Origin of the sequence: Pseudomonas sp. D1-36, from assembly GCF_051132205.1 — a bacterium.
Lineage (GTDB): Bacteria > Pseudomonadota > Gammaproteobacteria > Pseudomonadales > Pseudomonadaceae > Aquipseudomonas.
The window spans coordinates 680,930-707,834 of record NZ_CP071674.1 but is presented as its reverse complement, the minus strand read 5'-3'; the positions used below and the strand labels follow the sequence as shown (position 1 = coordinate 707,834).

The 26,905-nt window shown below is 60.7% G+C and carries 21 protein-coding genes; 13 read left to right on the top strand and 8 right to left on the bottom strand.

Annotated features, from left to right (window positions below; all coding sequences use genetic code 11):
• Positions 1-48: 48 nt before the first annotated feature.
• Positions 49-645, top strand: a complete 597-nt coding sequence (locus tag J3P76_RS03075; protein ID WP_230148745.1) for a MarC family protein — start codon at positions 49-51, stop codon at positions 643-645.
• An 18-nt stretch (positions 646-663) separates the two neighbouring features.
• On the opposite strand, the gene J3P76_RS03070 is transcribed toward J3P76_RS03075, so the two are convergent.
• Positions 664-1,488, bottom strand: coding sequence for a hypothetical protein (locus J3P76_RS03070; RefSeq protein WP_434607984.1), 825 nt, complete (start codon positions 1,486-1,488; stop codon positions 664-666).
• 223 nt (positions 1,489-1,711) lie between these two features.
• Here J3P76_RS03070 and J3P76_RS03065 point away from each other — a divergent pair, with 223 nt between their 5' ends.
• Positions 1,712-2,374 carry a hypothetical protein gene (locus J3P76_RS03065; protein WP_434649066.1) on the top strand — a complete coding sequence of 221 codons (663 nt, stop codon included), beginning with the start codon at positions 1,712-1,714 and terminating at the stop codon, positions 2,372-2,374.
• A 99-nt stretch (positions 2,375-2,473) separates the two neighbouring features.
• Here J3P76_RS03065 and J3P76_RS03060 read toward each other — a convergent pair whose 3' ends face one another.
• From J3P76_RS03060 to cobG, 6 genes are all read right to left on the bottom strand, one after another.
• Positions 2,474-3,598: a hypothetical protein gene (locus J3P76_RS03060; RefSeq protein ID WP_434701477.1), complete on the bottom strand. Its 1,125-nt coding sequence runs from the start codon at positions 3,596-3,598 to the stop codon at positions 2,474-2,476.
• Positions 3,558-9,548, bottom strand: coding sequence for a TcdA/TcdB pore-forming domain-containing protein (locus tag J3P76_RS03055; protein ID WP_434701476.1), 5,991 nt, complete (start codon positions 9,546-9,548; stop codon positions 3,558-3,560). Before J3P76_RS03055 ends, J3P76_RS03060 begins: the two co-directional genes overlap by 41 nt.
• 337 nt (positions 9,549-9,885) lie before the next feature.
• A complete protein-coding gene (cobJ, locus tag J3P76_RS03050; RefSeq protein ID WP_434675813.1) occupies positions 9,886-11,586 on the bottom strand; it encodes a precorrin-3B C(17)-methyltransferase in 1,701 nt (566 codons plus the stop codon).
• The gene (locus J3P76_RS03045; RefSeq protein WP_434676534.1) at positions 11,583-12,314 is read right to left on the bottom strand and encodes a precorrin-2 C(20)-methyltransferase; all 732 of its coding nucleotides are present in this window, start codon (positions 12,312-12,314) and stop codon (positions 11,583-11,585) included. Before J3P76_RS03045 ends, cobJ begins: the two co-directional genes overlap by 4 nt.
• Complete coding sequence (locus tag J3P76_RS03040) at positions 12,314-12,940, bottom strand: precorrin-8X methylmutase (protein ID WP_434560877.1); 627 nt, start codon at positions 12,938-12,940, stop codon at positions 12,314-12,316. Before J3P76_RS03040 ends, J3P76_RS03045 begins: the two co-directional genes overlap by 1 nt.
• On the bottom strand, positions 12,933-14,252 hold the full coding sequence (gene cobG / locus J3P76_RS03035; RefSeq protein WP_434607993.1) for a precorrin-3B synthase: 1,320 nt from the start codon (positions 14,250-14,252) through the stop codon (positions 12,933-12,935). The genes J3P76_RS03040 and cobG overlap by 8 nt, the downstream gene beginning before the upstream one ends.
• Before the next feature lie 360 nt (positions 14,253-14,612).
• Here cobG and cbiE point away from each other — a divergent pair, with 360 nt between their 5' ends.
• The 10 genes from cbiE (at position 14,613) to J3P76_RS02985 (ending at position 23,762) form a co-directional block, all read left to right on the top strand.
• Complete coding sequence (cbiE, locus tag J3P76_RS03030) at positions 14,613-15,824, top strand: precorrin-6y C5,15-methyltransferase (decarboxylating) subunit CbiE (RefSeq protein WP_434607996.1); 1,212 nt, start codon at positions 14,613-14,615, stop codon at positions 15,822-15,824.
• On the top strand, positions 15,817-16,914 hold the full coding sequence (locus J3P76_RS03025; RefSeq protein ID WP_434560883.1) for a cobalt-precorrin-5B (C(1))-methyltransferase: 1,098 nt from the start codon (positions 15,817-15,819) through the stop codon (positions 16,912-16,914). The genes cbiE and J3P76_RS03025 overlap by 8 nt, the downstream gene beginning before the upstream one ends.
• 11 nt (positions 16,915-16,925) lie before the next feature.
• Entirely contained in the window at positions 16,926-17,648 is a 723-nt protein-coding gene (locus tag J3P76_RS03020) for a cobalt-precorrin-6A reductase (protein ID WP_434702016.1), read from the top strand.
• A 173-nt stretch (positions 17,649-17,821) separates the two neighbouring features.
• Positions 17,822-18,220 (top strand): DUF2946 domain-containing protein, encoded by a 399-nt coding sequence (locus J3P76_RS03015; RefSeq protein ID WP_434701475.1) that lies wholly within the window; start codon positions 17,822-17,824, stop codon positions 18,218-18,220.
• Positions 18,221-18,265: 45 nt separating this feature from the next.
• Positions 18,266-18,745: a copper chaperone PCu(A)C gene (locus J3P76_RS03010; RefSeq protein ID WP_434560885.1), complete on the top strand. Its 480-nt coding sequence runs from the start codon at positions 18,266-18,268 to the stop codon at positions 18,743-18,745.
• A gap of 12 nt (positions 18,746-18,757) precedes the next feature.
• The gene (locus J3P76_RS03005; RefSeq protein ID WP_434560887.1) at positions 18,758-19,198 is read left to right on the top strand and encodes a DUF2946 domain-containing protein; all 441 of its coding nucleotides are present in this window, start codon (positions 18,758-18,760) and stop codon (positions 19,196-19,198) included.
• Between the two features lie 242 nt (positions 19,199-19,440).
• Positions 19,441-20,820: a PepSY-associated TM helix domain-containing protein gene (locus tag J3P76_RS03000; RefSeq protein ID WP_434560889.1), complete on the top strand. Its 1,380-nt coding sequence runs from the start codon at positions 19,441-19,443 to the stop codon at positions 20,818-20,820.
• A 202-nt stretch (positions 20,821-21,022) separates the two neighbouring features.
• Positions 21,023-21,811, top strand: coding sequence for an ABC transporter ATP-binding protein (locus tag J3P76_RS02995; protein ID WP_434608005.1), 789 nt, complete (start codon positions 21,023-21,025; stop codon positions 21,809-21,811).
• Positions 21,808-22,755, top strand: a complete 948-nt coding sequence (locus J3P76_RS02990; protein ID WP_434701474.1) for an ABC transporter substrate-binding protein — start codon at positions 21,808-21,810, stop codon at positions 22,753-22,755. The genes J3P76_RS02995 and J3P76_RS02990 overlap by 4 nt, the downstream gene beginning before the upstream one ends.
• Positions 22,752-23,762, top strand: coding sequence for a FecCD family ABC transporter permease (locus J3P76_RS02985; protein WP_434608009.1), 1,011 nt, complete (start codon positions 22,752-22,754; stop codon positions 23,760-23,762). Before J3P76_RS02990 ends, J3P76_RS02985 begins: the two co-directional genes overlap by 4 nt.
• Here J3P76_RS02985 and J3P76_RS02980 read toward each other — a convergent pair.
• The gene (locus tag J3P76_RS02980; protein WP_434701473.1) at positions 23,737-25,272 is read right to left on the bottom strand and encodes a class I SAM-dependent methyltransferase; all 1,536 of its coding nucleotides are present in this window, start codon (positions 25,270-25,272) and stop codon (positions 23,737-23,739) included. The two genes, J3P76_RS02985 and J3P76_RS02980, sit on opposite strands and share 26 nt — an antisense overlap.
• A 270-nt stretch (positions 25,273-25,542) precedes the next feature.
• Here J3P76_RS02980 and urtA point away from each other — a divergent pair, with 270 nt between their 5' ends.
• Positions 25,543-26,808 (top strand): urea ABC transporter substrate-binding protein, encoded by a 1,266-nt coding sequence (urtA, locus tag J3P76_RS02975; RefSeq protein WP_434701472.1) that lies wholly within the window; start codon positions 25,543-25,545, stop codon positions 26,806-26,808.
• Positions 26,809-26,905: the final 97 nt, after the last annotated feature.

Genomic DNA, 26,905 nt, shown 5'->3' with positions numbered 1-26,905 from the left:
AATCGCCTGATAGACTCCCGTCGTCTTCCTCTGTCACGAGCCTTGACCATGCTCCATGTGCTGTTCAGCGTTTACCTGAAAATGTTGGTGCTCTACAGCCCCTTTTTCGTGCTGTCGTGTTTTATCAGCCTGACACGCGGCTATTCCCGCAAGGAACAGCGTCGCCTGGCCTGGAAAGTCGCGACCGCAACGCTGGTTTCCAGCGTGTTGCTGTATTTGTTTGGCAGGGTGATCTTCAGCGTGTTCGGCATCACGGTGGATGCGTTCCGTATCGGCGCCGGCAGCGTCTTGTTCATTTCGGCCTTGGGCATGGCCCAGGGCAAGTCGGCGGTACAAACCGATAATGTTCAGCAGGACGTGACCATCGTCCCGCTGACCATTCCGTTGACCGTCGGCCCCGGCACCATCGGCGCCCTGCTGGTGATGGGCGTAAGCCAGCCGCACTGGGACGACAAGCTCATGGCGATCATCAGCATCGCCCTGGCCAGCTTCACCGTCGGCGTGGTGCTCTACCTGTCCAGCCGCATCGAGCGAATCCTCGGCGACCAGGGCTTGCAGATTGTCAGCCGGCTGATGGGGTTGTTTGTCTGTGCGCTGGCGGCCCAGATCATTTTTACCGGGGTGAGAGGCTATCTGGTGCCGTGACCTTGGCCGAGAAAGGAATTAGCTGCTCTTGCGGCGGCTGAAGCGTTTACTAAGAACTTCCCTGCGATGCTTGCCCAAATACCCTTCAATATCGTTCCTGAGTGCCTCGTAACGTTCCGGGTTGAAGGTCACGAACGATTTGCCCCGGAAGATATCCCGTGCCGACGCACGCCAGTTCACGAAAAGAACGCCACCGTTACTTGAGGAGCCGGTCTGTTTTATCGAACTGGAGGATGCGATGAGAATACCGTTGGGTAACTGCTCACAAGGAAGGACAGACAGGCGCGCACCATCGGCGGACTTGACTTGGGTATTGAATAGGTCAATGGTCTCCTTGTCCTGCTTCAAACCATCAATTGTCGTACTGACCACCGCACCAAGTACCGTTGCCGCCGGTAGGCTGGCTTTCACGCCATCGATAACTCCTTTGACGATGTCGCTGATGACATTGTCCATATCCACCTGTAGCGAATTTTCGGAATAGCGCGAGTAGCCGTCATCGGCCACAAAGCAGCCAAGATCCTGCAAGCATCGAATGAAAGCCTCATACCAGCCATGAGTATTCTTGCCGCCAGGCACCTCATAGTTGGCCTCCATGATTGACATGGTGATCAGGTTCTCCATGATCGCCATGTTATTGAGCGACATATTATTGCCATAACCCAAAAGTGCATCCCCGAGCATCAAGGCATCCATTTCCTTGTTGGGATTATCCTGCACTGTCTGCATAACGGACCTGCGCGTACGCCGCCCGGTATCAACCAACGCCTTCCGCCTATTGATGCGAGCACTCACCAACTCCAAACTTTGCGCAACGCTAACGACACTATCAAACTTTTCCATACTACTTTCCTTTTTTAATGACTGACCGCTCCTGCGGACAAAAAACAATCTAAACCACGCACAACCAAACTCACAATCAAAAAGCAAATACGATATATGTCGCACCACCCCTACCACCGCCAAAAACATATTTAGACGACAACTATCATTCCTACCTTTATAAACACTCTGCGATAGTAGCCCTTCAACTAACCCACCCTCTCTAATGAAGGAAATTTTTGTCATGGCCGACAAACCATTAACCGGACTCGTAACGGGCCCGAATCTGTTCTCATATATCGGGGCACTTTCCCTACAAGACCACGACGACATTGCAGACTGCACCAATATAGCCACCCTATCGGCCGACCTCGGCTATCTCCGTCACGCCAACCCCCGCGATTGGTTTGGCGAATATGTCAACACACTGAATTTTCTCGGCTGGGGGCTTTATGACGGGTCTATCTTCGAAAGCACACAACACTCTTTATCCGGTTCCGTGGCAGAGTTCCTGGTACGAAGCGCCGACGCCATGCGTGATTCACGGCAAGCGAATGCGATGATCGATACATTGGACACCTTCAAGGCCAACAGTCCTGCCCTGTTATCGTTCGATACGGAAACGCTCCAGGGCGAGTCATTTCAAATCGTCCCGGCCCGGTACGACTCACAAGGCAACCTGCATATCGCTCTGTTTAAGCTCGAACTGAGCGTAAATGTAAAAAGAAGCAGTTTTTTGTTCTGGAACTGGGAAAACCGCACTGCCCGAGTGATCCAACGCAAAGCGTACTTGAGACTTGACAGAAGCACGCTGGACACACGAAGGGAATTAATCCGGAAGAAACTTGACGAACAAGTCATGAGACGATTTTCCCTACGAAGCAATCGCCGCATAAGCGGCCAGTAACGGAACTCAAGGGGGCGCTATCCGTTTAGCGCCCATTAAAAAGGCTGCTAATGGATCACATGCGCAGCCCTTCTTCTTACCGCTCGATTTAGCCAGGGATCAACCCGCCAAATCGACTTCCCTCGCCGCCGATGTTTCCAGTAACTCCTTTAGCGTGATGCTCTGGCTACCCGACAAAGCGACCACCTGCGTCACCCATGTCGAAACGGAATAGTAACGAGCCCCGCCGAAACTGAACCGCACATTGCCACGCAAGCTGACATCGGTGGCAAACACCTCACGACAAATCACACTGCGTCCGCTGTTCGGATCAAAAATCACCAGGTGTTCATCGACAATGCTCAACTGTAGTTGCTCAGGCTCCTTGAGGTCCCAGACCAACGTGCCGGGAACGGTAGCCTTGTCGGGCAATGAAGGCCGGCAGTCAAGGATGACCGACTGGACTTGCCACCAGATGGACGGTGGAAGTCGGTAAGTCACCGCACCTTCGCCCATGCGCAGGACCAACGTTGTCACATCGTCTGGAAGCAGCGCGGGCAGATCATCAATCTTCGTTTCGGCGCTCTGGACAACCAGCACCTCGCCCTCACGCTGAACATAGCTGAGCGGTCCCGCATCCCCTTCGCGGGGGTATGTCAGCAGTTTCCCATCCTTGTTTTCGCGAAGTAACACGTTGGTCTGGTGCTGGGTTCCAAGCACCTCGAATCCTTGCGCGAAGGCAACCCTGGGCACCCGGATCATGCGCCCGGTATCGGCGACGAACCACGCCAGGCCATCAGGCACTTCCACCGTCAACAGGGCGCTATGGGCGACGGACCTCGCCAATCGCTCAAGCGCTTCTTGCTCTCGCCCGCCCTGGGTGACCACCCACTCACGGGTGACTCCGGTGAGCAAAGCGTGTCCAGGATCTCGCAGCATGATCACCAGGCCCTCCTCGGTGACACCACGCAATCCCGGTCCGTCGACCGTCAGGTTGACGAACTTCCAGGGCGCCCACTCACGTTTCGCAGGAGCCAACACGTCAGCCTGGAGCAACTGCGAACCTTGACCGAACGCGCGCTCCACCTGTTCATGATCGATCAGGGCCTGGCGAAGGACCTCGCCATTGGACATATCGAACAACCAGGCCGCCTCGCCATCCGGGGTGACGTTCAAAAGACGAAGGACGGTCGCGTGCTCCGGTTTAGCCAGCAGCAGCCTGTTGTCGATGTACCAGGCGTACAACCTCGTCTTGCCGTCGGGGAGCGACCAGCCCCAGAAGATCGAAACGATCGGTGTTTTGCTTGCGGGCGAGTGACTCCAGGGCAGGCCACCAATGCTGTTGTTTCTGCGGCGGCGCCTTGAACCAATGTTCGTTTATGCCCCCAAACCGAAGGTCTCCCTGGCGGGTCAGGTTGAAGAACAAGCCGTCGGTCCTCATGGCCGCGTATCCGTTGTCCATGGCAACGAAATCCTCGACGAACCCTCTCTGCCGCCATTTATCGGACCAAACTGCCTTGCCATCGACAAGGGTGCGCTGCCGACGACACACCGTCCGGTATTTGCGGTCGAAAATCATGAATGCATCGATTTCGTCTGCCAGGCTCAACAGGGTCAGCTCGGTCCCGTCCTTGATCGTGTCAGGCCAGCTGCGGTAATGCTTGGGTGGCGGCACGGGACGAATGATCAGGTTATCGCCCCAGCGCACCCACGCCATATCCCTGTCTGCATCGTTCAGCTTCCAGCAGATCGATACAAAGGGCGCCGGTTGCCAGGTGACAGTTTCGAAAGTGTGCATCCCTCCAAACGTTGACGAATATTCAAAACCATCCGCAAGCACTAGCGACCAGTCGCGAAGGGTTTCGCTGCTCCCTAGAAGTGCTTCCAGATGGGGGTCCAAACCTCGCGTGATCGAAGTCAGCAGCAGTCTCTCATCCTGGATGACGTAAGCCAGAACATCGATGCTGCGATCCTTGCGGGTAATCTGCTGCACGATATGGATGATCCCCTGTGCGTCTGCCTCGACACTCTTGATCACCGCCTTTACGCTTATTGAACCCCACAACCAATAGTGTCGGCTCAACAGCCCTGTCTTAGCGTCGACTTGCCAGATCCTCACATCCTTCGTGTCATAGAACCAGGCATAACCATTTACCACCGCCCCAAGCGATGTCGGTTCGTCACCTATGATTTCATCGCGGATGTAGAGGAAACGGTCCTCTTTCGAGTCGTACCAAGCCGTAACGTGTCGCGGGGGTTTCGGGTCTTCGAACGGAATCAGGTATTGACGAACCGGCGTGTACGGTGCCGTCAGCCGGTGCTGTTGGTTCAAGGCCTTGAAATGTTCCTGCAGTGCCTGCTGGCCCTGGCACTCCGGCACCACCTCCAGGACAACATTGAGCTGGCGAGAGCCTCGGTCTACCTGGAACACTTTTCCTTGGGCGGTCCGCAACAAAACCTCATGGCTTCCAGTTGCAGTGAATGTCACCTCAACGTCACCAATGGACAGACGTTCCGTGGATGGAAACTTGATATCGCTTTCCTCGGCCCAGGGAGCGTCCAGTATCCAGGTCGAATGACCTGATTGCGTTGTACCGAGAGCCAGCTTCACACCGGGGTTGATCAGCACCGCACACCGCTTGCCGGCGCCCTGGATGCGATAAGTGATCAATTTGTGCCAGATCGGCGGAAGCTCGGGGATCACCAGCGAACGATCGGTATCATCCAGCACTACATCGATCGTGGTTGAACTATAGTCCGGCTCGAAAAGACGATGGAGGATGTAGTCACTGGGAAACGAATAGAAGGAAAAAAGGAACAGCCATTCGCCGTTCGCCTTTCTTTTCTCCAGGCGTCGCGCCGTGTCGAAACCGGTGTCATGGCGCCAGTTCGCAAAGGGCAGAGCCTTGTATTCGTAGCGGTAACAGGTCTGCGGAATGCACGGCAAGACGATGGCTTGGCCGGCGGGCGGCGTGAAGCTGACTCGAGACGGCAAGTCCAGTTCCCCGCGGATATCGATCGGCTGGCCGCGGTCGGTCGAAAACGATGGCACGCCAAAATGATCGTACAAGGGATACAGCTTGGGACTGCCCAGGTTCAGGGTTCCATCGGCCAGATTCACGGCGTCGATGATCAGCGACGGGCGTGGCTTCCAGGCGCCATGAGCCGCGTCGAGCCGATAGGCGTTCAAGTGGGCTTTTGCCACCTCATCGAAAAACAACCCGACCTGCTTGGCTTCCTCGGCAATGTTGGCAAACCCCTGGGCCAGTGCGGCGACTCCAACGCCCAGCCCCGCCAGCAACACGGAAGCGCTGCCGAGGAACGCCCCGGTCGTGGCGCCCGCCATCAGGGCACCCGCCGACAATGCAAGGCCGCCCGAATCGAAAGCCAGTTGGGTACCGAACTGCGCGCGTTCAACATCGTTATGCGCGGTCGCTAATTGGTAGATGTCGAACCCGACATTCGCCAGTTGCAGCAACCCCCCCGTCGCTTCGCTCATAGTGGCGCCCACGGAGGCCTTGACCACCGGCGCGACGGTGCTAGCGATCAGTTTCTCCTCATCCAACGCTTTGCGAACCAGGCCGACCAGCCCGGCGACGTCGGCCACAGTGCCATGGGCCATTTGCGCGTAATTGACATAGGCATGCAATCGCACCGCCAGGGTGAGGGGACGGTCGGCCCCTTCCCGTCCCCTCAGCGCGTTCATCAACGCCTGGATGGCGAAACCGGCGTTCAACGTATGAACGCCGCCCACCGCATGGGCATCGTCCGTGGCGGTGGGCTGGTTGGCCAACGTCGAGAAACGTTCCGAAAGGTGGTTTTTTATGCGCAGGAGACGATGGTCATCGGTCTTGATCTGTACCGGATGCCCTGGATCGGCCGGATCGACCATGGTTATCCGGTACGTCCCGTCCGGATCACCCTCCAGAGTGTCGAACAGCGGTACGAGGCTTGAGGCAGACTCACTCGTCTGTTGCAAACGCGTTGTCGCGTCAGCGATCTGTTGCGCCCACCAATGGCCATCCAAGGCCAGCAAGCAACTGCCAAGTCGCGGATTGTCCTGGAGCGATTGTCCCCGGGCGCTGGCGATCCGCGTCCTGACAGAGCGTTGCGACTGGCCTCGTAAGGCGTCGGGTAGCAACAACTGCGAAACCCGTACCGTATTGGGTAATACCTCCTTTGCCACCCGGCTACCATCCAGCTCGATCAAGTCAAACGAAGGATGAGTCTCTTCGCCATATGCGCCGTACTGGGCGGCCATCCCCTGGGTGATAAAAAACTCTTCCAGCGCCTTCGTAAAACCCGTGGCGTCCTCATAACCGAACACGCCAAAATTCGGATCGTAGAAGTGGTAGGTTTCGTGTCCGCCTTCGATAGTCTTTGCGGCAAGCATGACGTGATTATCTGAATTGAGCATCAATGTACTGGCCGTCTTGTTCTGCAGAATATGCACGACCTCACCCAGATCAGCGCGTTCGAGGGCATTACCCACGTTGTCCACTTTCATCTCACGCAACGATTCCAGGCTGCTCATGAAATCAGGCGAGTCCCCCTCGTCAGATGCCGCGATCGCCAGCTCGAATCGATTACACAGGGTTCGAATGGCATCCGCCCCCTGAGAAAAAGCAGCCGCCATGGCCAGGGACAATGGGTAGCAACGCCCAGCTACGCGATCACCCGGGCCCTGGAACAGTAGGTCCTGTGGTACGGACCTGAAAGCGTTCGGGTCAACGGCAAACAGAACAGTGTTCAACCGCCTGACTATCTGGCTCCGGTATTCATGCATCGCCGCCTGCTGGACGCGCTCTACGTATTGACCCCACTGACGTAACGTCAACGGCTTTTCGAGCAGGGACCTCCTCAGCCCCAACGCGGTTTCGTCATGCCGGGGACCACCGTTCACCGCACTTTCAATCCCTGCCAGGAACGCCGGGGCCTGATGCGCATATAACGCGCGCTCGATTGCTGTGTAACGGTTCAGGGTCCCGGGTTTCTTGAAATCATTGAGCAGGTTTTCCAACTGCGGGCGAGCCGCGTCGAAACTGGCATTGTCCAGCCTCTTCAAACCGATCAATGCCCCAATCTGAAGGCGTTGCAGCGGTCCCAACTGGAGAACGTCAAGATGCCCGCCAGCCATCTCGTTCAAGAGTTGCCCAATGGATAACGGTTGCACCCGCTGTTCGCGCGGTGGCGCTGGCATGAGTTTTCCGTTGCTTTGGGCACGAATGGATTGGCGGTCATCGAACCCCAGGGGAATGACCTCATCGAATACCACCTCACCGGTGTGGCCCTGACTCATCGCGGTGATGAAGGGCTCACCCAACTCATCGGCGAGTGGCTGTAGCACGTCGGTGGAGAGCACATGGCGCCCCTCGATCAACGGCCAGCCTTCCTCGAACTCGATACTGTACGGCTTGAGCAGTTCCGCCAGGTTCGCGGTGTAGCGGGCTTGCATCCGGCCTTCGGTCCAGCGAGCTTTTTCGGCTGCGAACCAGGCGTCCATGTCTTCGGTGTTTTCCTTCCATGAATGGTCCTGCTCTTCCTCCGTATTGTTGTTGAAGCCCGTCTTCAACCGAATGGATTTGCGTAGCGCTTGAGCCCCATGTGGCGTGAGAAACCTGCTCCCATACTCCATCAGCCCCGCCCGCACAGCGCCCGGCCCCGTCAGGAATATCGAACCCTGGGCCTGGGGACGTAAACCGTCACTGAAATAGTCCATTATTGCCACGCGAAGCCTCAAGGCATGGCTATCTTCAATGCTGACCTTTTCCTCGACGATATCGAATTCAACCTTGAGGACTCGCTCCGCAAGATTCAAGATGCGGTTGGCCTCATGGAAATCGATATTATTTTTGCGGGCTTCGCGCTCAACAGCGAGCAGTGCCTGATGATGAATCTCGAAACGCTCGATAATGGCATTGACCGCAGCCGACCCCGGATGGCTGATAATCAAGGCATTGGATTCCCCCCCTTCGATTTGGGCCAGGCGCAAACTGTCGGCACGCGCGCTGCCATCCGTGAACGGAGCAAACACTTGCTTCAACGACGGGGTAGTTTTTGCAAATTGTTCCAACGCCCCGCGATGCTCTTCAGGGATGGCAGCGGTGTAGTCCTTGTATCGATCGGCCAGCGCCTGGCGACCCGGCATCCAATCGGGATTATTGTTGAGCAACAACTGCAACGCGCCCAGCCGTGGTTGCTTCTCCAGACGGTTGATATCAACGCCCGCCACGCCTTGGACAAAGGGCGGCAAGAAGTCCACATCGCTGTAGATACCACCTTCGTCATGCACCACCAGCATCCGCACAATGTCCGAGGCTGCCGCGAGGTTACCGCGCAAGGACATTTCACGATGATAAAATTCCCCCAGACGAGGGAAAGCCTGAAGCTCACGGACGTCGCGCAGTTGCATGCCTTCGTCGCTCAAACCGTGCATGACTTGAGCGTTCTTATTCTTCAGTGCGCGCAGAACACTTTCATCGCGTTCATATCCGCGAACCAACAAGTCTATGCGTGCTTCGTCCGCACGCTTACCCCGTTTGATAGCTCGGTCAATGTGCATTGACATCTGGCGCTTCAACGCCGTCACTCTCATCTCGTAGCGAGTGGCCAGATCATCGCCAGACGCCGCCGACTGCTCTTCGCCACCCCATGTATCAGCCTTAGCCGCCTCAACGATAATTCGCGTAGTTTCGTGTACCAATAGCCCATCCGGGTCATGCCAGACATTCACGGTGAAATCTTTGGGCATTACCTGTTTCCACAGGCGAAGGTAATCCAGCTGAATATCGCCCAAGCCTCCGCCAAGCCAAACAAAATGCAGTTTTCTTGGCACTTCGCTGACGGGTTGTTTCATTAACTCAATACGGTTGGACAGGCGCGTTTCGTAACTTTCTACCCTGCGGTGACTACGCCTCAGGCCCATATCCTCGCTGGCCGGGTCCGAAGACGATTCTGACGCACGCCTACGCCTGCTTTGCCCCTGAAGCGACTCCAAGGTTCTTTTCAGGAACGCCAAAGGCGTCAGCATTTCAGGCGTATCTCGCGTTTTGACACAGCTGTCATAGTATCTAAGCGCTGCGTCGTATCCTTCGGTACCTGTATAAGGCGTCAATATTCGCTCTAGCGCATCGCGCGCCACCAACTTGTCGAAAGTGGCGTAATCCCTCACGGGTGAATCTTTGAATCGTTTCATAAAACGGCAATTCCATTTGATATAACAGCCCGACGGGGCGGGCATTGTTTTAATCGAGCACTTCCCTGCACTCGCGCATACTTTTAAAAAACAATAGAACAGTTCACATTTGACGACACAAACATAACCGTCACCCGGGCGAACCTCAACCAGTCGCTCCGTCAATCATCATTCAAGATAAAACCATTAAAAAGTTACACTTCACCGCGAGGCAGCCGAATACCGTCAAACAAGACCTGACAACTAACCTGAACTAACTCGCCTCAACGAATCGGTCCAGACTCATAAAAAGGAGGGTAACTTAAAGACAGCGACCCGAACGGGCCGCCAGATTTTTTCAGAGCGGTTTATCGCCGTACCACCGTGGGGTGTAGACCCAGTTCCCACCCTCGGCACGAGGGAAGACACAGGTCGTGGAAGAACCCACAAGCACCATCGTGCGCATGTCGACCTGCTCCGGGGTCAGCTGCCCCAGTGTCGTAACACGCAATGTCTGGCCGGGACGGCCTATGTCGCGCCCCAAGACCACCGGAGTATCCGGAGCACGGTGTTCTGCCACGATCTCAAGCGCACGGCCCAGTTGCCATGGGCGAGAACGGGAAATCGGATTGTAGAACGCCAGGGCCAGGTCGGCTTCCGCCGCCAGGGCCAGGCGCTTCTCGATAATCGACCAGGGCTTGAGATTGTCCGACAGCGACATCACGCAGAAATCGTGCCCCAGCGGCGCGCCGGCCTGGGCGGCAGTGGCCAGGGAGGCCGACACGCCCGGCAGGATTTGCAAGTCGACGTTATGCCAGCCCGGGTCACTGGATTCATGCAACGCTTCGAGCACCGCCGCCGCCATGGCGAATACGCCAGGGTCACCCGAAGACACCACCACCACCGATCGCCCCTGGGCAGCCAGTTCAAAGGCGTGCCGGGCGCGCTGCATCTCTTCACGATTGTCGGTGCAATGCTGCATCTGGTCGGCACGGAAAGGGCCGGCCATGCGCACATAGGTTTCATACCCCAGCACGTCGGTGGCGCGGTCAAGTTCGGCGCGCACGGCCGGCACCATCAGCTCGGCCGCGCCAGGGCCAAGACCGATCACCGCCAGACGTCCGCGCGCGCGTCCGATCCGTTGCGGATCGACGGGTTGTGCGGCCACGGCAATGGCGATATTGCCCGTGGTCTGAATCGATACCGGCTGCCCCAAGGCACCGGCCAGCCACTGCGCGACGCTGCCGTCGGGCGCGGCGAATCGCAGCGGTACGCCCAAGGCCGAAGCGGCTTGTTGCAATTGCGGGCGCGCCATGTCGCTGTCCGCCGCCAACAGGCAGGCCAGTGACTGCACTGCAAGCCCCGCCTGGGCCAGCGCTTGGACAATGGCGGTGGAATCGTCTGACGCGCCGGCGCTCACCGCGACCACGACGTTGCGCGGATAGATGCGCAACTCATCCGCCGCCGGCACGCCCGCGGCACTGTCGACACGAATCGCCAGCCGCGCCTGTGCATCCTGTGGCAACTGCGCCTGGTCCAGCCACGGCGCCGAGCCCTCGATCCGCACCGGCTCACCGGCCAACAGGTCGGACACGAAGCGCTTGCCTTGCTCCAGGTCGCCAAGGCTGTAGCCGCCTGGCGGATTAAGCAGGCATGTGCCGAAACGCAATTCGCCGCTGGTGGTGATGGCCGGCGCGACTTGGAGCGCCCCGGCAATCTCGCGGGCCATGACGTTCACGCCCCCCAGGCCGCCCAGTAACGGCACCACGGCGCTGCCATCCTCGGCCACGGCGAGCACCGGCGGCTCGACGCCCTTCTCCAGCAACAGCGGCGCCAGCGTGCGGATGACAATGCCAGCCGCGCATAGCGCGATGATCGGCGAATCCTCCTGATAGAGCTGGCGCAACGTTGCGCCAAACTCGGCGTATGGCCGATCGCTGCCCTCGACCCGGCCCGCCAGCCCATGGATCAAAGCCTCGGGATAACGCTGCTGGATTCGCCGGGCCGTTGCCAGGCTGCCGGTGCCGAGAATGACAATGGCAGGAGCTTTTGCCGTCATCCCTGCCACCGTTCGCCAGGGACGATGATCAGCGAGAAATACGGCGAGGACATCGGCTCGACTTCATCCAGCGGGACGATTTTCTGATTGGCCATGGTAGCTCGCTCCACATACAACGCCCGCCCATCCAGACCCAGCTCCTGCAACACCTGTCGAACCTTGGGGAAGTTGCGTCCCAGCTTCATGATGACCGCCGCGTCGGCGTCGGCCAGCCGGCGCTTGAGTTCCCCGTGGGGCAATACCCCCGAAAGCACCGACAAGCTCTGGTTGCGATAGACCAGCGGCGCGCCGAGCACCGAGGCACCACCGAGCATCGAGCACACGCCCGGGATGACTTCGGCGACATAACGCTCGGCCAGCCGATCGTGCAGGTACATGTAGGAGCCGTAGAAGAACGGGTCGCCCTCGCAGATGACCGCCACGTCGCGACCGGCGTCCAGGTGTACCGCCAACTGTTCGGCGGCGGTGTCGTAGAAGTCGGCGATCACCTCTTCATAGGACAGCGGCGCTGGCAGCACCTCGGTGGTGACTGGATAGACCAGCGGCAGCAACGTTTGCGCGACCTGCAAATGCGCCTCGATGATGCCGAAAGCGTTGCCCTTCTTGCCCTTCGCGACGAAGTACGCCACCACGGGCGATTCGCGCAGCAGGCGCAAGGCTTTGACTGTGATCAGTTCGGGGTCACCGGGCCCTACGCCGAGGCCGATCAGGCGTCCTGGCTGCTGCATCATTCCACCTCCGTGGCGAGGGCGTTGACGGCGGCGGCGGCCATGGCGCTGCCGCCGAGCCGCCCTTGCATGATCACGAACGGCACGCCCCGGCTGTTGGCCGCCAGCGCCGCCTTGGATTCGGCGGCGCCGACAAACCCCACCGGAAAACCGAGGATCAGGGCCGGTTTTGGCGCCCCGGCGTCGAGCATTTCCAGCAGGTAGAAGAGTGCCGTTGGAGCATTGCCGATGACCACGACGCTGCCTTCCAGGTGTGGGCGCCACAGCTCAAGGGCCGCCGCCGAGCGGGTGTTGCCCAGGTCCAGGGCCAACGCCGGCACGCGCTCGTCACGCAAGGTGCAGATCACCGGATTGTTGGCCGGCAGGCGAGCCCGCGTCACGCCCTCGGAAACCATCCGCGCGTCGCACAGGATCGGCGCGCCGGCCGCCAGCGCCTGGCGACCGGCCGTGCCCGCGCCCTCGGAAAACTGCAGGCCATCGACCGCCTCGACCATGCCGCAAGCGTGGATCACCCGCACCGCGAGTTTTTCCAGATCGGCCGGTATGCGCGCCAGGTTGGCCTCGGCGCGGATGATCGCGAAGGAGTTGCGATAGATCTCCTGACCGTCGCGGATGTAATCAAGCATCAAGGGGGCTCCGGGGATGAGCGTCGAGCCAGTGGTCGAGCGCTTCGATAGTCAGATTGTGCGCCTGCAACGCGCCGAAACCCGGCAGCGTCGCATCGCGAAAATACAGGTCATAACGACCGGGGGCGACCGCCAACAAGGTGACGGGCGCGATATGGGCCGCCGCGCAGGAACGCGGGCAACCGGACAAATGAATGCTCAGCGCCTGGCCACGGCGGTGCAGCCGCTCCGCCAATTGGTGAGCGTCGGCCTTGGTGTCGGCCATGGCCTTGGCGCAGCCACTGGACCCGGTGCACGCGATGAGCTGCGCCAGGGGCTGATCGACCGAAACCAACAGGCCCAGCGCCTGAAGCCGCGCCAGTACACCGGCGGCGTTATCGGCGCGAACGTTAGGCAGCAACAGGCTTTGCCAAGGGGTGAAACGAAGGCTGCCGTCGCCCTTCTCCCGCGCCAGCCGCGCCGCGCCGCGCAGCATGGCGGCATCGAGCCGGCCCAGGGGAACCGCGGCGCCAACGAAAACGCCCTCGTCATGCTGGGGATGAATACCGATGTGCAAGCCATCAGTCGAAGCAACCCGCCGCCAATCCGGGCAGGGTTGCAGCGGTACCCGGCGGGCCAAAAGCGTGACGAATTCATCCGCGGAGAGTTCAGCCAGCAACTCACGCATGCGGTTCTGGTCGGGGCGGGCCAGGTCGAGGAACAGCTCAAGTACCGCCACCACCAAGGCGTGCCCTTCGGCCAGGGGTACCCGTCCCGCCGGCTCGTCCAGCGGGACGCCAGCGAAGCCGAAGGCCAGCCAGGGCTCACCATCGCGTACCAACGCCGACAACCACAGGTCGTGGTGATGTTCCAGCATCGCCAGTGCTTCTGCACCGTCCAGTTGCACGGCGAACTTGGCCGACAGTTCATGGAAACGTTCGTGGGTTTGCAACGTAGTGAGGATCTGTTCGGCCAATGGGCGAGTGTCGATGAGCATCCGCCGATCGATGCCGGCCGAGGGGCTGAGCATGAGATTGCGCACGTCATCGCCGGCCGGATTGCGAGGGCCAAGCCCAGCAGCCAGCAAAGACTCGATCAGCGCGTCGCGCTCGGGGCCGATCCCACGAACTTGCAGGTTGGCTCGGTTGGTCGCCTCGATCACACCGCCGGCGAACCGCTCGGCCACCAATGCCACGGCCTCGGCCTGGTCCGCCTGGATCGAACCGCCATCGAGCTTGATCCGACAGATCCCACCGTCCAGCGCCTGGACGACACGCAGCAACCCGGGGCAACCCGAGGGGCGTATGACGTGGCGGGACGGACGTTCGTTCAAGTTATAACCGGCAAGTAGGAGCGCCGCATCGGCGAAAGGCCGCCATTATGCCTGCTTTGCCTGGGGTCATGAAAAGCTTGCTGGTCGGATTGCCGATCGTGCATACACAAATCCTGTATCCATCACACATCCCACTGTGGGAGCAATGCTGTTCAGTAAAGGCGAACACTTGGGAGCGAGCTTGCTCGCGATAGCGGTGTGCCTGAAAAAATGAGTGTTGAATGTGACGCCGGCATCGCGAGCAGGCTCGCTCCCACGAGGGATGGTCCACGCCTGATCCGCCAGGGCGCGGTATGATGGCGGCCCGGTTCGCGGACGCAACCAGTGCGCCGAACAACCCCATTTATTCGAGGAACAGAGATGACCCCCTGGCTGACTGTAGTGGGCATCGGTGAAGATGGCTTCAAGGGCCTGGGCCGAACGGCTCGCCATGCATTGCTGCGGGCGCCGCGGATTCTGGGCAGCGCTCGTCAGTTGGAACTGTTGCCACTGTGTATTCGCGGCGAAAGGGAGCTATGGCCCAGCCCGTTCTCCCTGGAGCCGCTGCTGGCTCGAAAGGGCGAAGCAGTGTGCGTGCTGGCCAGCGGCGATCCGATGTTCTATGGCGTGGGCGCCAGCCTGGCGAAACAAGTGCCGGGTGATCAGATGCTGGTCATCCCCGCGCCGTCCTCCTGTTCGCTGGCGGCGGCGCGCATGGGCTGGCCGCTGCAGGACGTGGTCCCGCTGTCGCTGGTGGCGCGCCCCCTGGCGGTGCTCAATGGGTATTTATCCACAGGCGTGAGGCTGTTGCTGCTGAGCAATGATCGCCACAGCCCCGGCGCGGTGGCGACGTTGCTGCGCGAGCGCGGCTTCGGCCCGAGCGCCATGACTGTGCTGGAGCATCTCGGCGGTGCGGCAGAACGCCGGATCGACGGTTGCGCCGCGCAATGGTCCGATGAAACCGTCGCCGACCTGAACCTGATCGCCATCGAATGCCGGGCCGAACCATCGACACAGCGCCTGTCACGCCTGGCCGGTCTGCCGGACACCGCGTTCGAACATGACGGCCAATTGACCAAGCGCGACGTGCGCGCCATCACCCTCGCCCGCCTCGCCCCCACGCCTGGTGAATTGCTGTGGGATGTCGGTGCCGGGAGCGGCTCCATCGGCATCGAATGGATGCGCACCCACCCCAGTTGCCGGGCCCTGGCCATCGAAGTCGACGAGGGCCGCCAAGGCTTGATCGAACGCAACCGCGACACACTCGGCGTGCCGGGCCTGCAATTGATTCGCGGCAGCGCCCCGCAAGCGTTGGAAAACCTGGAGCGGCCGGACGCGGTATTCATCGGCGGCGGCGTCACCCGCGAAGGCGTACTCGACACCTGCTGGGCCCACCTCAAGCCCGGCGGGCGGCTCGTCGCCAACGCCGTGACCCTGCAGAGCGAAATGACCCTCATGGGCTGGCGCGAACGCCATGGCGGTGAGCTGACCCGCATCCACATTGCCCAGGCGCAGCCGTTGGGTGAGTTCGACACCTGGCGCCAGGCGCTGCCGATTACCTTGCTGGACCTGACGAAGCCCCTCGATGCGTGACGAAACCGCCGAACAACCCGCCCCCCTGCGTAGCGGCCTGACCACCGGCAGTTGCGCCACCGCCACCAGCCTGGCGGCGGCCCGCTTGTTGTTGCGCGGCACCGAGGCCGACGCCGTGGAAATCGTCTTGCCCAAGGGCAAGCAGGTGCAGATGCGCCTGGAGTTCTGCCGATTGACCGAGCAAGGCGCCGAGGCCGGGACGATCAAGGACGCTGGCGATGACCCGGACGTAACCCACGGCGCCCTGCTGTTTTCCCAAGTGCGCTTGGTAGCCGAACCCGGCGTGCGCTTCGTCGCCGGTCGCGGCGTGGGCACGGTGACGCGACCGGGGCTGGTGCTGGGCGTCGGTGAGCCGGCAATCAACCCGGTGCCACGCCAGATGATCAACGATCACCTGGGCCGGCTGGCCGAGGAAAGCGGCTACGCCGGTGGCTTCGAAGTCACGGTCAATGTCGAGGGTGGCGAAGCCTTGGCGCTGAAAACCATGAACCCGCGACTGGGCATTCTCGGCGGCCTGTCGATCCTTGGCACCAGCGGCATCGTCCGGCCCTTTTCCTGCGCGGCCTACATCGCCTCGATCCACCAGGGCATCGATGTGGCGAAAACCAACGGCTACCTGCACATCGCCGCCTGCACCGGCAACGCCAGCGAAGACACCATGCGCCGGGTCTATAATCTGCCGGAAATCGCCCTGATCGAAATGGGCGATTTCGTCGGCGCCGTGCTCAAGCATGTGCGCAAGGTACCCGTGGAAAAACTCAGCCTCTGCGGCGGCTTTGGCAAGATCAGCAAACTTGCCGCCGGCCACATGGACCTGCACAGCCGCCATTCGAGCATCGACCTGCCACAACTGGCCGAATGGGCCGCCGCCCTCGGCGCCGATGAGGTTTTGCAACAGGGCATCCGGCAAGCCAATACCAGCCAGCAAGCCCTGGCAATGGCAAGCGCCGCCGGCATCGCCCTCGGCGATGCAGTGTGCGAGCACGCGCTGGCGTTCGCCCGCAGCGTGGTGCCGGCCCAGGTCCAGGTCGAAGTCTTCGCCATCGACCGTCAGGGTGGGATCGTCGGTCACGCGGGAGCCTTGTCATGAAGAGCCTTGAAATGAAACGCATCCTGCTCCTCGGTGGCGTCACCGAAGCCCTGGCCATCGCCCGCACGCTTGGCCCCCAGCACATCTACAGCTTGGCCGGCATCGGCCGCATCCCCACCGACCTGACCTGCCAGGTGCGCGTCGGCGGCTATGGCGGCGCCGCAGGATTGGCGCAATTCATCCGCGCCGAGGGCATCGACCTGCTGTTGGATGCAACTCACCCCTACGCCGCCCAAATCAGCCACAACGCCGCCCATGCGGCCCACGCCTGTGCCATCCCCTGCTGGGCCCTGCGCCGTCCGGCCTGGCAGCCCCGGGCCGGCGATGACTGGCGCGAAGTCGCCGACTGGGCCGAACTGATCCAAGCCCTGCGCCCCTTCCACCGGCCTCTGTTCACCCTTGGCCGAGAGCCGCTGCAACACATGCATGAAATCCCGCCAGAGCAATTCTGGACCTTGAGGGCGTTGGACGTTTACCCCGGCAATGAGCGCTGCGAAGTGATTGGAGCCCGGGGGCCGTTTCATATCGAGGGCGAGCGTGAGCTGTTCGAACGGCGGCGGATCGATGTGCTGGTGAGCAAGAACAGCGGCAGCACCGCGACTGAACCGAAGCTGGACGTGGCGCGGGAGCGAGGAGTGCCGGTATTGGTATTGAAGCGGCCAATGTTGCCGGAGGTGGATCGGGAGTTTGGGACGGCGGATGAGGTGTTGCAGGGGCTGCGGCAGTTGGCCTGACAGAAACCTGCACAGTCCTACAAGCCTGTCCTGTCAGCACCACTCATCTGAAAATATTTTGCGACTGTTACTCACAAGCCCTGCGACCCTACACCGCACGTGGCTTTTTTACTTCTGCCTCCCGATCAGGCTAAATACCGGCCACCTGATCGCCCAACCGAGCGGATTGCCCCATGTCCCGACAACGGCTTGCATTTGCCTGGATCGCCTGCTTCGCAGTGCTGTTCAACATGCTCGCCATGCCGCTTTCCAATGGCAGCGGTGCGACCGCCGACACGCCAACCGAACAATTGCTCTGGGGCAGTTTCTGCTCTTCCGGCGGAACAAAACTGGTGGCGATTTCCCTGGGTAAGTTCGAACAGGGAACGCCGCGACAGGATCCTCACTCGACCATGCAGCATTGCTGGTGCTGCTCAGGCCCGGCGCCGTTGGTGGCGATTGCCGGGCACGCCCCGCAGTTGTATCTGGATGCGCAACTGGCCCATCGCAATGTCGTCCATTCGAAGCTCGACAGCCCCACGCCACGCCAACAATGGCCCAGTCTAAATCCCCGCGCCTCGCCTCTGGCCTGATTCTTCCGCACCCACCTGCGCCCTGAATCGTTCCGGAGAATTGCCATGTTGAACAGACTCATCCTGCTGGTCGCCCTGCTGCTTCCCGTTGGCTTCGCCCAAGCTCACCAGTACAAGGCCGGGGAGCTTGAGATCGCCCACCCGTGGTCCCAGGAATTGCCGCCCAATGCGCCGACCGTCGCCGGCTACTTCATTATCCACAACAGCGGCAGGTCCGAGGATAAACTGCTCAGTGTCGACTCACCCATCGCCGGCAAGGCCGAGCTCCATGAACATGTGATGCAAAACGACTTGATGAAAATGCAACCGGTGGACGGCATAGTTATCGCTCCAGGCGCAACGGTGACCTTCGCACCGATGGCGTACCACGTAATGCTGCTGGACCTGAAGGACCGTAGCCTGCTCAGCGACGGCAAACGTTTCCCCATGACCTTGCATTTCGAAAAGGCCGGGGATGTCACGGTGAACGTCACGGTGCAGAAAAAAGCCCCCGACGGCACCCAAACGCACATGCACGCCCAATAGACATAGCCGCCCATGCAACTTCGTCGCGCCAGCCTTTCCATGCACCGCCGTCAGCCATTGAGCCTGACCCGCGGTAGCTGGATCAGCCTGTTCGCCATGCTGATGATTTTTATCGGCCCGCTGGTTTCCCAGTCGATGCCGATGGATCAGCGCATGTCCATGTCCACGCCTGTATCCATAGGCATGGACATGGAGATGGGCATGGACATGTCGGCACACGAAGCGCCAGCAGATGACGATTGCCCGCCCCAGAGCGACCATCATGCGCTGTGGGAGAAATGCGGTTATTGCAGCCTGCTGTTCAACTGCCCCGCGTTGCCTGGCGGCCACACGTTCACCGTCTTCGCCACACCGTTTACCCGCACCTACACGAGCCCTTTCCCGCGCCTGGGCCATGCCCGACCGGCGCTCTTCCCTGGCGCCCGCACCCGCGCACCGCCCCTCGACGCGTAAGCCTGACGCTTGCTCACCCGCATGCGGGACAGCCCAAGGCTGTCCTGCATGCGGGTATGAGCGCCTGACAGCTTGGCCGAAGCAAACATAAAAAACTGTGGGAGCGAGCCTGCTCGCGAAAGTGATGTGTCATTCACATCATTGTTGGCTGGTCCGCTTTCGCGAGCAGGCTCGCTCCCACATCGATTGCATCGTTCAGCCCCCATTTGAAGAACCGAATTTGCCCTGCGGAGCGTTTTGCAATGAGCCTACCGAAACCGAACTTCTACAACCTGGCCTGGCGCTGGCATTTTTATGCCGGGCTGTTCGTGGCGCCGTTCATGGTCATGCTGGCCCTGACCGGCATCATTTACCTGTTCAAGCCGCAACTCGACCCATTGATGTACGGCAACCTGTTGAACGTACCGGCCGGGCATCACACCCTGGCAGCCGACGATCTGCTCAAGCAGGTCCGCCAGGCCTACCCCGAAGGCCAGGTCACGCAGTACCTGCCACCGGTCAGCGCCGAACGCAGCGCGCAATTCGTGGTGATCGACAAGGGCCACGAGCTGAACGTCTTCATCGACCCCTTCCGTGGCAACGTACTCGGCGAGCAGGATGCAAAAAACAATTTGCAAGCCATGGCCCGGGCGATCCATGGCGAGTTGCTGATCGGCACGGTGGGTGACCGCTTGGTAGAAATGGCCGCCGGCTGGGGCGTGGTGCTGGTGGTTTCCGGCCTGTACCTGTGGTGGCCGCGCGGGCAGTCGTCGGCCGGCGTCCTCTGGCCGCGCTGGAGCGCGCGCGGGCGGGTGTTCTGGCGTGACCTGCACGTCGTCGTCGGCTTCTGGGGCGCCGCGTTCCTGCTGGTGATGTTGCTCAGCGGCATGACCTGGACCGGCTTTTGGGGCAAGCAATACGCGGACCTCTGGAACCGCTTCCCGGCGGCGATGTGGAATGACGTGCCCAAGTCCGACGTCGAAGCCGGCAGCCTCAACAACGCTCACCGCCAGACCGTGCCATGGGCCATGGAGAACACGCCGATGCCGATGTCCGGCGACCATGCCGAACACATGGCCCACGGCGGCATGCACGAAGGCCCCGCCGCGCCAACCGTCAGCCTGCAGGCGGTGCAGGACATCGCCGCCGAACGCCAGGTCGAGCCCGGCTACAGCATCACCTTCCCAACGACCGCCTCGGGCGTGTTCACCATCGCCGTGTTCGCCGATGACCCGCGCAACGACGCGACTCTGCACGTGGACCAATACACCGGCAAGGTCCTGGCCGATGTGCGCTGGGAACATTACAGCGTCGTGGCCCGCGCCACCGAAACCGGCGTGATGCTGCACGAAGGCAAGATGTTCGGCCCGCTGAACCAGATCCTTGTGCTGCTGGTTTGCCTGATGATCCTGCTCAGCGCCGTGAGCGGCGTGGTGATCTGGTGGAAGCGCCGGCCCCTGGGCAAGTTCGGCGTCCCGCCGCTGCGCCACGACCTGCCGACGTGGAAGACCGGGGTGTTCATCATGCTGGCCCTGGCGGTGGTGTTCCCGCTGGTGGGGGTTTCGCTGGTGGTGGTGTGGTTGCTGGACCGGCTCGTCACACGCTTGAATCGTCAACCTGAGATCGTCTCATCTTCAAGCTGAAGACCGCGCGTTAACGAAAAGCGGCGCGAAACCTCTACAATCGCGCCCGCTTCCCAAAGGATGAATACCTTCCCCTGTAGGAGCGAGCCTGCTCGTGATCGCAATCGGTCAGTCGCATCTTAATCGGCTGACCCACCGCGATCGCGAGCAGGCTCGCTCCCACAATGGACTGGGGTTGCGAGCCAATAACTTGAGTGAACGCATGACCTCCCTGACCCTTTCCAATCTCGCCTGGACGCCCCTGGGCCATGGCCATTGCCATCACCAGTTCCAGCTGCGTGACGCCACGTTGCAGGTGGCGGCCGGGGAGTTTGTCGGATTGATCGGCCCCAATGGCAGCGGCAAGACCAGCCTGTTGCGCTGCGCCTATCGCTTCAGCCGGCCGGAACAGGGGGAGGTCAGACTCGAGCATCACAACCTCTGGCAACAATCCTCGCGCTGGTGCGCACAGCGCATCGCCGTGGTGCTGCAAGAGTTTCCCGACGCCTTCGGCCTGACGGTGAAAGAAGTGGTCGCCATGGGTCGCACGCCTCATAAGGGCTTGTTTGATGGCGACAACGAAGAAGACCGCAGATGGGTGCTCCAGGCCTTGGAATCGGCGGGGCTCGAAGGCTTTGGCGATCATGCCTTCGCCACGTTGTCGGGCGGGGAAAAACAGCGGGTGATCCTTGCTCGCGCCCTGGCCCAACAACCGCAGTTGTTGATCCTCGACGAACCGACCAACCACCTCGACCCCCACTATCAGTTGCAATTGCTCCAACTGATCAAGGGCCTGGGCATCGGCACCCTCGCCAGCCTCCACGACCTCAACCTGGCGGCCGCCTTCTGCGATCGCCTGTACGTGATCGAACATGGGCGCATCGTCGCCAGCGGCACGCCCAGGGATGTCCTCACCGCCGAGCTGTTGCGCGAGGTGTTCGGCGTCGAAGCCCTGGTGGACGAACATCCCCTGTCCGGCTACCCACGAATCACTTGGATAACCCAACCATGACCTTGCGCTTGCTGCTGTTGCTACCCCTGCTGCTGGGCAGTGCCCATGCCCTGGCCGAAGCCACCCGCTACCCCTTGACGATCCAGAGCTGCAATCGCCAGGTGGTGTTCAACGAGGCCCCTCGCCACGCCGTCAGCCATGACATCAACATGACGCAGATGATGCTCGCTTTGGGCCTCAAGCCGCGCATGGTCGGCTACAGCGGCATCAGCGGTTGGAAATCGGTGACACCCGAGATGGCGAAGATCCTCGAGGGCCTGCCGGAACTGGCCGCCAAATACCCCTCGGTGGAAACCCTGCTCGATGCCAACGTCGATTTCTTCTTCGCCGGCTGGGACTACGGCATGCGCGAGGGCGGCGACCTGACCCCGCAAACCCTGCAACCACTGGGCATCAATGTGTACGAGTTGACCGAATCCTGCGCCTTCGTGATGAAACGTCCGCCGGCTTCCCTGGAAGACACCTACAACGACCTGCGCAACCTGGGGAAAATTTTCGACGTGCAGGACCGCGCCGATGCGCTGATCGAGACGATGCAGGCCCAGGTGGCCGAGGTGCGCAAGCATCTTCCAACCCAAAGACAGCGCGTGTTCCTGTATGACAGCGGCGAAGATCGCGCCATGACCTCTGGGCGCCTGGGCATGCCCCAGGCCCTGATCGACGCTGCCGGCGGACGCAACATCCTCGATGACGTGGAAACCAGTTGGACCCGGGTGAACTGGGAGAACGTGGTGGAGCGCAACCCCCAGGTCATCGTGATCGTCGACTATGGCGAAGTCAGTGCCGAGCAGAAGCAGCAGTTCTTGCTGGCGAACCCGGCGCTGCAATCGGTGGATGCGATCAAGCACCGGCGCTTCATCGTGATCCCCTACGTGCAGGCCACCCCGGGCATCGATAACGTGCTGGCGGTGCAAACCCTGGCGCGGGGTTTCCACGGCCAATGAACGATCGTCGCTACGCCGCCCTGCTGATGACTCTCGGCGCGCTGTTGCTGGTGTCGTGCGTGGTGTCCCTGGGCTTCGGGCCGGCGCGGGTGCCGGTGGCCGTGGTCTGGGACCTGTTGCTGCACAAGGCCTTCGGTGTCGGCGAGGTGTATTGGACGCCCGGCCAGGAACATATCGTCTGGCTGATACGCGTCCCGCGCCTGCTGCTCGGAGCCCTGGTGGGCGCGGGGCTGGCGTTGATCGGCGCGGTGCTGCAAGCGGTCACGCGCAACCCACTGGCCGATCCGCATCTGCTGGGCGTCACCTCCGGCGCGACCCTGGGTGCGGTGATCGTGGTGTTGCATGTCGGTGAAATCATCGGCCTGCTGACCCTGCCCCTCGCCGCGTTCATCGGTGCATTGCTGAGCATGTTGCTGGTGCTGGCCATCGCTGCCCGCCACGGTCGCCTGGAGAGCGATCGGCTATTGCTGTGTGGCGTGGCGGTGTCCTTCGTGATGATGGCGGCGGCCAACCTGCTGTTATTCCTCGGTGATCATCGCGCCAGTTCGGCGGTGATGTTCTGGATGCTCGGTGGCCTGGGCCTGGCGCGCTGGGAACTGCTGGCCGTGCCAGCCGCCAGCGTGCTGTTGGGGCTGGTGTTGCTGCTGGGCATGGCCCGGCCCTTGAACGCGCTGATGGCCGGCGAGCAGACCGCCGTGACCCTGGGCCTGAACGCGGCGAAGGTGCGGCTGTGGATTTTCCTGATCGCGTCCTTGATGACCGGCGTGCTGGTGTCCATCAGCGGCTCGATCGGCTTTGTCGGGTTGATGGTGCCGCACATCGCCAGGCGCCTGGTGGGCGCCGAGCACCGTCGGTTGTTGCCTGCCTGCGTGCTGCTCGGCAGCCTGTTCCTGGTGTGGGTGGACGTGGCGGCCCGCACGCTGATCGCGCCGGAGGATTTGCCGATTGGGGTCGCTACCGCGGCCATCGGCGGGCTTTTCTTCATTGGCTTGATGCGCCGTCGTTGAAAAGATGCTTCTTTTTGTACACGCCGAACAGCTCGGTCCCCAGCCCTCCATGACGAAAATGCTCAAGCTCCGCTCGGACCATATCAATGACCAGCGCCCGATCTTGCGCTTGTTCAAGATTGAAATTTCCACTGTAGGCCAGATTGACCATTCGCCAGAGGAAGCAGTTGGTACGGTAAACATCCACAGGCTTGAGCCAGCGTTCAAGCAGCGCGGTAATGTCCTCGCTTCGAATCCCCTCGAAACACCCAATCGAGTGGTCCTTGTCTGGAATGACTGAATCGACGACCTGGGTATCGGCATTTAACCGATAACGCGCCGGCAAGGCTGAGAACGCCGCATCAGCAGCGACTATCGCGTCGGGCCACAAGCGATTGCCATTACGTCCCACCGCCTCCCCGACACTCCAGAACTCGCCGTCATTTTTCAAACTGCGGGAGATAAAGAACATGACCTTTTCCAGCTCTACCAAATGATGCAATGCCGAAACACAAATAATGACATCCCACTGCTCACCGGTAGGCACCAGGTTGTTCGCATCCGCCACGATCAAGTCGAGGCTGATGCCTGGCGGAAACTGCTTTGCAGCGATCTGCAGCAGGTCCTCATTGATATCCAACAGCGACCACTGCACCCCTTCGGGAATAGCCGCCGACAGGCCCGCCTCTATCCGCGCGGCGCCACTGCAGATCGACAAGACTTTTATTTCCCCATGATCCCTGACTTTCTGGCGCAGCCTCGCTTGGAAATCAGGCGGAGTTTGCGGGACATTCGCCCTCAGGAGACGAGTCGCATAGGAGTAGGCTGCCTCACCTTCGAACGGTTCGAGGATCACAACATCAGCCTGCGCACCACGCTCTGGCGCAGGAGCCATTCCATCCAATCGGCGCACGTTGCGAGCAACGCCCATTGCATTAGCACGCTGTTGTTCCTGCACTTTGGAGTAGAACTCGTTCCGGTAGACGCTACTGAAATGCGCTATCTCGTTTTTCATGCGCATTGAATGATGTGTCTTCGCCAGAAGGGCCTTCATCTCCTCCTCCCTGGCGATGCACAAGTCAGATATCGCTAGCCAGTCGGCGGTAGGATCGTTCTGCGCACCTGGCCCGCACTCTATCAAGAGACGGCCACGTTTGCCGGCCAACCAAGCCAGATCCAGCGTTACCGTCCTGCATTCCGACGGCGTAGGCCCTCCTCCAAAATGAAACATGCCAAGTGGACATTCGGCTTGGGCCCCATCATCCAAAAAAACAAAGGCACAGGTGAGCCCATCCAAACTGATGCTGGGCAGGGCAGCCGAAAAGCGAACGTATAACCTTGAATCAGAAGACACCCTCAGCGTGCTACTTCGAAGGCGTTCACCAGCGGTGAGAATCAGCGAATACCGTCCTTCCCTCAAATGCGTCACATGCATCCATCGGGGATGCTCGGCCCGTCTGACTTCAGGCAGCACGTCAAAAACAGCCGTCTCGTCCAAAAGAAAATGGTTCGCAACGCCAGCGTCATTCAAACGGATTCCCCTACTTCAGAATGGCAGAAGCGTCAGCATAGTCGGGCAGTTGAAAATTTCACCTTGAGTCAACCCCGATCCACGCCCCAATGCGGAGCGGCACATTGCACCAACACCCGCGATACGGTCACTGATGGTGCATTGTCATTTTCCTGCCTCGCCGCCATCCCCGCGTTTCAACGCCTTTCTCCAACTGGGCACACCCCTTGCAAAAGCGCTTCCAGCGTTTGCATCTGCCCTTAAAAATCATAAGTCCACGGAGATCGCACAATGAAGCGTCGTAGCTTGATCAAGGCTTTTACACTCTCGGCAAGCATTGCCGCGATGGGCATGACCTGGACCGTCCAGGCCGCCGAGACCATCAAGGTTGGCATCCTGCATTCGCTGTCCGGGACCATGGCGATCTCCGAGACGTCCCTCAAGGACATGGCGTTGATGACCATCGACGAGATCAACGCCAAGGGTGGGGTCAACGGCAAGAAGCTCGAAGCGGTGGTCGTGGACCCGGCGTCGAACTGGCCGCTGTTCGCCGAAAAGGGCCGGCAATTGCTGACCCAGGACAAGGTCGCCGTGGTGTTCGGCTGCTGGACCTCGGTGTCGCGTAAATCCGTGTTGCCGGTGTTCGAAGAGCTCAATGGCCTGCTGTTCTACCCTGTGCAATACGAAGGCGAAGAAATGTCGCCGAACGTCTTCTACACCGGCGCGGCGCCGAACCAGCAGGCGATTCCGGCGGTGGAATACCTGATGAGCGAAGAAGGCGGCAGCGCCAAGCGCTACTTCCTGCTGGGCACCGACTACGTCTACCCGCGCACCACCAACAAGATCCTGCGCTCGTTCCTGCACACCAAAGGCGTGGCGGACAAGGACATCGAAGAGGTCTACACCCCATTCGGCCACAGCGATTACCAGACCATCGTGGCCAACATCAAAAAATTCTCGGCCGGCGGCAAGACTGCCGTGATTTCCACCGTCAACGGCGACTCCAACGTGCCGTTCTACAAGGAGCTGGCGAACCAGGGCCTGAAGGCCACCGACGTACCGGTCGTGGCGTTCTCGGTGGGCGAGGAAGAACTGCGCGGCATCGACACCAAACCCTTGATCGGCAACCTGGCGGCGTGGAACTACTTCGAGTCCGTGGATAACCCGGCGAACAAGAAGTTCGTCGACTCCTGGAAAGCCTACGCCAAGGCCAAGAACTTGCCGGGTGCCGACAAAGCCGTGACCAACGACCCGATGGAAGCCACCTACGTCGGCATCCACATGTGGGCCCAAGCGGTGGAAAAAGCCAAGTCCACCGACGTCGACAAAGTCCGCGAAGCCCTGGCCGGCCAGACCTTTGCCGCACCGTCGGGCTACACCCTGACCATGGACAAGACCAACCATCACCTGCACAAGCCCGTGATGATCGGCGAGATCCAGGCCGACGGTCAGTTCAACGTGGTCTGGCAGACCGAAGGGCCGATCCGCGCGCAACCGTGGAGCCCGTTCATCGCCGGCAACGACAAGAAGCCTGACTACGCGGTGAAGAGCAACTGAGCCCATGGGAGTCGGCCCTGATCCCCGGGCCGACACACACCCCTTGTGGGAGCGAGCCTGCTCGCGATAGCAGCGGATCAGCCAGAAGACATGTGAC

Bases quoted from the DNA above. Each gene is read 5' to 3' on its own strand.
- J3P76_RS03075 (WP_230148745.1), top strand. From the start codon at position 49: ATGCTCCATGTGCTGTTCAGCGTTTACCTGAAAATGTTGGTGCTCTAC.
- J3P76_RS03065 (WP_434649066.1), top strand. From the start codon at position 1,712: ATGGCCGACAAACCATTAACCGGACTCGTAACGGGCCCGAATCTGTTC.
- J3P76_RS02990 (WP_434701474.1), top strand. From the start codon at position 21,808: ATGACCTTGCGCTTGCTGCTGTTGCTACCCCTGCTGCTGGGCAGTGCC.
- J3P76_RS03015 (WP_434701475.1), top strand. From the start codon at position 17,822: ATGTCCCGACAACGGCTTGCATTTGCCTGGATCGCCTGCTTCGCAGTG.
- J3P76_RS03005 (WP_434560887.1), top strand. From the start codon at position 18,758: ATGCAACTTCGTCGCGCCAGCCTTTCCATGCACCGCCGTCAGCCATTG.
- J3P76_RS03010 (WP_434560885.1), top strand. From the start codon at position 18,266: ATGTTGAACAGACTCATCCTGCTGGTCGCCCTGCTGCTTCCCGTTGGC.
- J3P76_RS03020 (WP_434702016.1), top strand. From the start codon at position 16,926: ATGAAACGCATCCTGCTCCTCGGTGGCGTCACCGAAGCCCTGGCCATC.
- J3P76_RS03070 (WP_434607984.1), bottom strand. From the start codon at position 1,488: ATGGAAAAGTTTGATAGTGTCGTTAGCGTTGCGCAAAGTTTGGAGTTG.
- J3P76_RS03045 (WP_434676534.1), bottom strand. From the start codon at position 12,314: ATGCAGCAGCCAGGACGCCTGATCGGCCTCGGCGTAGGGCCCGGTGAC.
- J3P76_RS03000 (WP_434560889.1), top strand. From the start codon at position 19,441: ATGAGCCTACCGAAACCGAACTTCTACAACCTGGCCTGGCGCTGGCAT.
- urtA (WP_434701472.1), top strand. From the start codon at position 25,543: ATGAAGCGTCGTAGCTTGATCAAGGCTTTTACACTCTCGGCAAGCATT.
- cobJ (WP_434675813.1), bottom strand. From the start codon at position 11,586: ATGACGGCAAAAGCTCCTGCCATTGTCATTCTCGGCACCGGCAGCCTG.
- J3P76_RS03025 (WP_434560883.1), top strand. From the start codon at position 15,817: ATGCGTGACGAAACCGCCGAACAACCCGCCCCCCTGCGTAGCGGCCTG.
- J3P76_RS03055 (WP_434701476.1), bottom strand. From the start codon at position 9,548: ATGAAACGATTCAAAGATTCACCCGTGAGGGATTACGCCACTTTCGAC.
- J3P76_RS02985 (WP_434608009.1), top strand. From the start codon at position 22,752: ATGAACGATCGTCGCTACGCCGCCCTGCTGATGACTCTCGGCGCGCTG.
- J3P76_RS02995 (WP_434608005.1), top strand. From the start codon at position 21,023: ATGACCTCCCTGACCCTTTCCAATCTCGCCTGGACGCCCCTGGGCCAT.
- cbiE (WP_434607996.1), top strand. From the start codon at position 14,613: ATGACCCCCTGGCTGACTGTAGTGGGCATCGGTGAAGATGGCTTCAAG.
- J3P76_RS03040 (WP_434560877.1), bottom strand. From the start codon at position 12,940: ATGCTTGATTACATCCGCGACGGTCAGGAGATCTATCGCAACTCCTTC.